Source organism: Streptomyces mesophilus, assembly GCF_011044995.1.
Lineage (GTDB): Bacteria > Actinomycetota > Actinomycetes > Streptomycetales > Streptomycetaceae > Streptomyces > Streptomyces mesophilus.
This window is the reverse complement of record NZ_JAAKZW010000331.1, coordinates 1-6739: the sequence shown is the minus strand read 5'-3', so window position 1 is coordinate 6739 and position 6739 is coordinate 1. Positions and strand designations below refer to the sequence as shown.

Annotated in this window: 6 protein-coding genes; 5 read left to right on the top strand and 1 reads right to left on the bottom strand. The window is 71.3% G+C overall.

The genetic code is table 11. From position 1 onward, the window contains the following. Positions 1–20: 20 nt before the first annotated feature. Positions 21–944, bottom strand: coding sequence for an LLM class F420-dependent oxidoreductase (locus G6045_RS38275; protein ID WP_165336856.1), 924 nt, complete (start codon positions 942–944; stop codon positions 21–23). Positions 945–1187: 243 nt separating this feature from the next. Here G6045_RS38275 and G6045_RS38270 point away from each other — a divergent pair, with 243 nt between their 5' ends. The 5 genes from G6045_RS38270 (at position 1188) to G6045_RS38250 (ending at position 6676) form a co-directional block, all read left to right on the top strand. Next, complete coding sequence (locus tag G6045_RS38270; RefSeq protein WP_165336855.1) at positions 1188–1367, top strand: hypothetical protein; 180 nt, start codon at positions 1188–1190, stop codon at positions 1365–1367. Between the two features lie 68 nt (positions 1368–1435). After that, entirely contained in the window at positions 1436–1717 is a 282-nt protein-coding gene (locus G6045_RS38265; protein WP_165336854.1) for a hypothetical protein, read from the top strand. A gap of 68 nt (positions 1718–1785) precedes the next feature. Next, positions 1786–2490, top strand: a complete 705-nt coding sequence (locus G6045_RS38260; RefSeq protein ID WP_165336853.1) for a hypothetical protein — start codon at positions 1786–1788, stop codon at positions 2488–2490. 161 nt (positions 2491–2651) lie between these two features. Beyond that, positions 2652–4124 carry a 3' terminal RNA ribose 2'-O-methyltransferase Hen1 gene (locus G6045_RS38255; protein WP_165336852.1) on the top strand — a complete coding sequence of 491 codons (1473 nt, stop codon included), beginning with the start codon at positions 2652–2654 and terminating at the stop codon, positions 4122–4124. Next, complete coding sequence (locus G6045_RS38250) at positions 4121–6676, top strand: polynucleotide kinase-phosphatase (protein ID WP_165336851.1); 2556 nt, start codon at positions 4121–4123, stop codon at positions 6674–6676. Before G6045_RS38255 ends, G6045_RS38250 begins: the two co-directional genes overlap by 4 nt. The last annotated feature ends 63 nt before the right edge of the window (positions 6677–6739 follow it).

Genomic DNA, 6739 nt, shown 5'->3' with positions numbered 1-6739 from the left:
CCGGAGCCCCGAGCCCCGCCTCAGCCCAACTGCCCCTGAACCTCCTTCGAGATCAGCTCCAGGTGGTCCAGGTCCTCCAAGTCCAGGATCTGGAGGTACGCCCGCTCCGAGCCGATCTCCGCATAGCGGCCCAGCTTGTCGACGACCTCGGACGGGGAGCCGGCCAGGCCGTTGGCCTTGAGTTCGTCGACGTCGCGGCCGATGACCGCCGCGCGCCGGGCCACCTCGGCGTCGTCCTTGCCGACGCAGGCGATCAGGGCGTTGGAGTACACCAGGTCGTCCGCCTTGCGGCCCGCCGCCTCGGCGGCCGCGCGGACGCGGCCGAACTGCCGCTTGCTGTCCTCGATCGAGGCGAACGGGATGTTGAACTCGTCGGCGTACTGCGCAGCGAGCCGCGGCGTCCGCGAAGCGCCGTGGCCACCGATCAGCACCGGCACCTTGGTCTGCGCGGGCTTGGGCAGCGCGGGGGAGTCGGTCAGCTGGTAGTGCTTGCCCTCGTACGAGAAGGTCCGGCCCGCCTCCGTACCCCACAGCCCGGTGACGATGGCCAGCTGCTCCTCGAGCCGGGCGAACTTCTCCTTGGGGAACGGAATGCCGTACGCCTTGTGCTCCTCCTCGAACCAGCCCGCGCCCAGACCGAGTTCGACCCGGCCGCCCGACATCTGGTCGACCTGCGCCACCTGGATGGCCAGCACACCGGGCAGCCGGAAGGTGCCGGCCGTCATCAGCGTGCCGAGCCGGATCCGGCTGGTCTCACGGGCCAGGCCGGCGAGGGTGATCCAGGCGTCGGTCGGGCCCGGCAGGCCGTCCACGGAGCCCATCTTCAGGTAGTGGTCGGACCGGAAGAACGCGTCGAAGCCGAGGTCCTCGGTCGCCTTGGCGACGGTCAGCAACGTGTCATAAGTGGCCCCCTGCTGGGGCTCGGTGAAGATGCGAAGATCCATGCCCTCCATCCTGCACGCTCGAACGCCCGTCAACCGAGCCGACTCCGCCCGTTCATGCGCTCCTCGGTCGGGTGAAACTGCGTCAACTGGGGGCCCGGCAGCGGTCCGTGCCAGTGACCGGACCTGGGGGTGATCGTTGGCTCGGGCGGAGCCGGACCGCCCGGCACCGGCGCACGCTGCCCGGGCGTCGCCTGCACGAACCGCTCCGCCCCACTGGGCGGAGCGCAGGCCGAGGAGGCCGTCATGTCCCAGGAAGCCGCGCCGGAACAGGTCACGGAGATTCCCGCCCAGGGCGGTCGCCCCAAGGGTCTGCTGCAGCAGATGGAAGAGCTGATGGCCGCGCTCAACGCGGACCTGTCCCAGCTCGACGCCGATCTCCAGTCCGCACCCCGCACCCCCACCGAGGACACCCGGCGGGACTGACACCCCTGTCCGCTAGGGTGACGGCCCGAACGCACGGGCGCCGAGCCCGCGGACCACAGGTGGGGGAGATGGCGCAGACGCGCGGCAGCAGTGTGACGGGCTGGATCCACGCCGTGGCCAGCGTCCTGGTCGGCGCGGCCGCCGTGCTCATGCTGGGCATCCAGTTCTTCTCCGCCACGACGGCCGGCGCGATCGCCATCGGTGTCGCGCTGGTCGGCCTGGTCGTCGAGGCCAAGAACGGGGACGTCTCCCGCCGCCGCACCTTCCATCTCGCGGGTCTCCTGATGGGCATCGCGGCGGCGGTACTGGCGCAGATCGTGCCCTCTTTGTTCTTCTTCGCCTCCATGTAAGGCCCGTCGGCGAGGCCGGAAAACCGGTCCGTCTCCCCTTCTGACCTCCGGTTTTGCATAATGCACGGGTGACAGAAGGACGGCATCGCAACCACGGCTCGGGAGAGAGCGCCGACCGTTCCCGACGTACCGCCTGCCGCCGGACAAGTCACCTTCTGGCCGCCAAAATCCGCAGCCGTCTGAGCCGCGCGGCCCTCCCGCCGCCGCTGTGGCTGAGGATCGAAGGCATCGCCGTCGCGCTCGTCGGGACCCTCGCCGTCATCGGCTGCACGGTCGCGGCCGTGCTGGCCGGGCTGCCTTCGTCCAAGGCCGTCGCCGCCGGAGTGGTCGCGGTGCTTGCGCTCACGCTGTATCTGCTCGTCACCCGCGCCGGACGGCTCATCAGCGGCGTCGTCGCCGGCCTCGGGATCGCGCTGGCCATGGTCGTACCGCAGGCGGCGACGGAGCTCACCCTGGCCGGGCGCGGCGAACGCGTCCAAGTCGTGGTCACCGCGGTGGACGTGAGCAGCGAGGACGAGGACCGGTATCTGTGCTCCGTGCGGCACGGGGACGGGACGCCGGTGCAGCGGCGGCTGTGGCGGGGCTGCTCGGCCTCGGTGTCGCCCGGGGAGTCGATCGCGATGGTGTACGACCCGAAGGGGCGGATCGCGCCCAGGGGAGCCTCTCCCGCACCGGACACCTGGCAGCTCGTGGCGCAAGGGGCGGGTCTGGCCGGGCTGCTCGCCGCGTTCAGCTATGCGGCGGTCGTACGGTCGATCCGCCGCCGGTACTGAGGCCGCCGGTACTGAGGCCGCCGGGGACCGTGGGCCCGCCCCGTACGGGCCGAAAATCCCTGCAGGCCGGCGCGGTGTCCGGGGTACTTTGAGCGGACGCCCGGCGCCGGGCGCACCCACTCAGACGGCGTCCATGACGCCCCCGTATCGAGGCAACCACCGTGTTCCTGACGATCTCCACCACCGGCACCCCGGACCGCCCCGCGACCGACCTCGGCTTCCTTCTGCACAAGCATCCCGAGAACGCGCAGGTGTTCAGCACATCGCAGGGCCGGGCGCATGTGCTCTACCCCGAGGCGGACGACGACCGGTGCACGGCGGCGCTGCTCCTGGAGATCGATCCCATCGCGCTCGTCCGCAAGGGAAAGGGCAAGGGCCGCGGCGGTGCGCCCGACGCGGCGCTCGCGCAGTACGTCAACGACCGCCCGTATGCCGCCTCTTCGCTGCTCGCCGTGGCCCTGAGCTCGGTGTTCAAGTCCGCCCTGCGCGGCGTGTGCACCGCGAAGCCCGAGCTCGTCGGACGGACCCTGCCGCTGCGCATCGAGGTGCCGGCGCTGCCCGCGCGCGGCGGCGCCGAGCTGGTCACCAAGCTCTTCGCACCGCTCGGCTGGAACGTCACCGCCGAGTCCGTGGCGCTCGACCCCCAGTTCCCCGAGTGGGGTGCTTCGCGGTACGTACGTCTCGTACTCGAAGGCGACATGGTCCTCGCCGAGGCGCTGCGGCACCTGTATGTGCTGCTGCCGGTGCTCGACGACGCCAAGCATTACTGGGTCGCACCCGACGAGGTCGACAAGCTGCTTCGCGCCGGTGAGGGCTGGCTCGCGGAGCACCCCGAGCACAAGCTGATCACCAGCCGCTATCTGTCCCGTCGCTGGTCGCTGACGCGCGAGGCGATGGAGCGGCTCGAACTCGTGCGCCTGGCCGACCTCGACGAACTCGAGGTCGAGCAGGTCGACAACGCCGTGGACGAGGAGAGCGACACGGAGGAGAAGCCGGTACCGCTTGCTGTGCAGCGGCGGGACGCGATCGTCGACGCGCTCAAGGCGTCCGGCGCGCACCGGGTGCTCGACCTGGGCTGCGGCCAGGGCCAGTTGGTGCAGGCGCTGCTCAAGGACGTGTCGTTCACCGAGGTCGTCGGGGTCGACGTGTCGGTGCGCGCGCTCACCATCGCCGCCCGCCGGCTCAAGCTGGAGCGGATGGGGGAGCGGCAGGCCTCGCGCGTCCAGCTCTTCCAGGGCTCGCTCGCGTACACGGACAAGCGGCTCAAGGGATACGACGCCGCCGTGCTCAGCGAGGTCGTCGAGCACCTCGACCTGCCGCGGCTTCCCGCGCTCGAATACGCGGTGTTCGGCTCGGCGCGGCCCACGACCGTGCTCGTGACCACGCCGAACGTCGAGTACAACGTCCGCTGGGAGTCGCTGCCCGCCGGGCACGTACGCCACAGCGACCACCGCTTCGAGTGGACCCGCGAGGAGTTCCGTCACTGGGCACGGCAGGTGGCCGAACGGTACGGCTACGCCGTCGAGTTCCGGCCCGTCGGACCCGACGACCCGGAGGTCGGGCCGCCCACGCAGATGGCCGTTTTCACCATGAACAGCACCAGCGAGACCACGAAGGGAGAGCAGGCCGCATGACCGAGAACACGACCGACGCACCGCGCGCGGGCCGCGTCCTGCCCGTCACCGATCTTTCCCTCGTGGTCCTGATCGGCTCCACCGGCTCGGGCAAGTCCAGCTTCGCCCGCAAGCACTTCAAGCCCACCGAGGTGCTCTCCAGCGACTTCTTCCGCGGCCTTGTCGCGGACGACGAGAACGACCAGAGCGCCAGCGGCGACGCCTTCGACGTCCTGCACTACATCGCCGGCAAGCGCCTGGCCGCGGGACGCCTGACCGTCGTCGACGCGACGAACGTGCAGACCGAGTCGCGCCGGCAGCTCGTCCAAATCGCCCGGCAGCACGACGTGCTGCCGATCGCGATCGTGCTCGACGTGCCCGAAGAGGTCTGCGCCGCGCGCAACGCGACCCGCGCCGACCGCGCGGACATGCCCCGCCGTGTCATCCAGCGCCACCAGCGCGAGCTGCGCCGCTCGCTGCGCGGCCTGGAACGCGAGGGCTTCCGCAAGGTGCACATCCTGCGCGGCGTCGAGGAGATCGAGGGCGCCTCGCTCACGATCGAGAAGCGCTACAACGACCTCACCCACCTCACCGGACCCTTCGACATCATCGGCGACATCCACGGCTGCCGCTCCGAACTCGACACCCTCCTGGGCACGTTGGGATACGAGGACGGAGTGCACCCCGAGGGCCGTACGGCCGTGTTCGTCGGCGACCTCGTCGACCGCGGACCGGACAGCCCGGGCGTGCTTCGCCGTGTGATGTCGATGGTCAAGTCGGGCAACGCGCTGTGCGTGCCCGGCAACCACGAGAACAAGTTCGGCCGCTACCTCAAGGGCCGCGGCGTCCAGCACACCCACGGCCTCGCCGAGACCATCGCGCAGATGGACGGCGAGAGCGAGGAATTCCGCGCCGAGGTGCGGGAGTTCATCGAAGGCCTCGTCAGCCACTACGTACTCGACGAGGGCAAGCTCGTGGTGTGCCACGCGGGGCTGCCCGAGAAGTACCACGGCCGCACCTCGGGCCGCGTCCGCAGCCACGCCCTGTACGGGGACACGACCGGCGAGACCGACGAGTTCGGGCTGCCCGTGCGCTACCCGTGGGCCGAGGACTACCGCGGCCGCGCCGCCGTGGTCTACGGCCACACCCCGGTGCCGACCGCGAGCTGGGTCAACAACACCATCTGCCTCGACACGGGCGCCGTCTTCGGCGGCAAGCTCACCGCGCTGCGCTGGCCGGAGCGCGAACTGGTCGACGTACCGGCCGAGAAGGTCTGGTACGAGCCGGTCCGGCCGCTCGCGTCCGAGGCGCCCGGCGGGCACGAGGGCCGGCCGCTCGACCTGGCGGACGTCCAGGGCCGGCGGATCGTGGAGACGGAGCACCACGGCCGGATCTCGGTGCGCGAGGAGAACGCGGCCGCGGCGCTGGAGGTCATGAGCCGTTTCGCGGTCGACCCGCGCCTTGTCCCGTACCTGCCCCCGACCATGGCACCGACCGCGACCTCGCAGGTCGACGGCTACTTGGAGCACCCGGCCGAGGCTTTCGCGCAGTACGCCGCCGACGGGATCGAGCGGGTCGTGTGCGAGGAGAAGCACATGGGTTCGCGGGCCGTGGCGCTGGTGTGCCGCGACGCGGCGGCCGCGCGCGAGCGCTTCGGTGTCGACGGTCCGACCGGATCCCTCTACACCCGTACCGGCCGGCCCTTCTTCAGCGACCCCGAGGTCACGGAGGAGATCCTGCGGCGCGTACGGGAAGCGGTGGACGAGGCCGGGCTCTGGGAGGAGTTCGGTACGGACTGGGTGCTGCTGGACACGGAGTTGCTGCCGTGGTCGCTGAAGGCCTCGGGCCTGCTGCGGTCGCAGTACGCGGCCGTCGGCGCGGCGGCCGGTGCGGTCTTCCCCGGGGCGCTCGCCGCGCTCGAAGCGGCGGTGGCGCGCGGTGTCGACGCGGGTGAGCTGCTGACCCGGCAGCGGGAGCGGGCGGCCGACGCGTCGGCGTTCACCGAGGCGTACCGGCGGTACTGCTGGACGACGGACGGTCTGGAGGGCGTGCGGCTCGCGCCCTTCCAGGTCCTCGCGGTCCAGGGCCGCAGCCTCGCCGGGCTGCCGCACGACGAGCAGTTGGCGCTGCTCGACCGCCTTGTCGCGGCGGACCCGACCGGCCTGTTGCAGACGACGCGCCGCCTGTACGTGGACACCGGCTCGCCCGAGTCCGTCCAGGCCGGTGTCGACTGGTGGCTGGAGATGACGGGGCGCGGCGGCGAGGGCATGGTCGTCAAGCCGCTCGGCGCGCTGGTGCGCGACGGGAAGGGACGACTCGTCCAGCCCGGCATCAAGTGCCGAGGACGCGAGTACCTGCGGATCATCTACGGGGCGGAGTACACGCGTCCGGAGAACCTGGAGCGCCTGCGCAACAGGTTCCTCGGCCACAAGCGTTCGCTCGCCTTGCGCGAGTACGCCCTCGGCGTCGAGGCCCTGTCCAGGCTCGGCTCGGGCGAGCCGCTGTGGCGCATCCACGAGGCGGTCTTCGCGGTCCTGGCCCTGGAGTCGGAGCCGGTGGACCCGCGGTTGTGACTCATCGCCGGACGGGCTGACTTTCAGCCCGTCCGGCGCTCGAGGACGAACCCACCCCGCCCC

Excerpts from the sequence above, each read along its gene's own strand:
- G6045_RS38250 (WP_165336851.1), top strand. The coding sequence starts at position 4,121 with ATGACCGAGAACACGACCGACGCACCGCGCGCGGGCCGCGTCCTGCCC.
- G6045_RS38275 (WP_165336856.1), bottom strand. The coding sequence starts at position 944 with ATGGATCTTCGCATCTTCACCGAGCCCCAGCAGGGGGCCACTTATGAC.
- G6045_RS38265 (WP_165336854.1), top strand. The coding sequence starts at position 1,436 with ATGGCGCAGACGCGCGGCAGCAGTGTGACGGGCTGGATCCACGCCGTG.
- G6045_RS38270 (WP_165336855.1), top strand. The coding sequence starts at position 1,188 with ATGTCCCAGGAAGCCGCGCCGGAACAGGTCACGGAGATTCCCGCCCAG.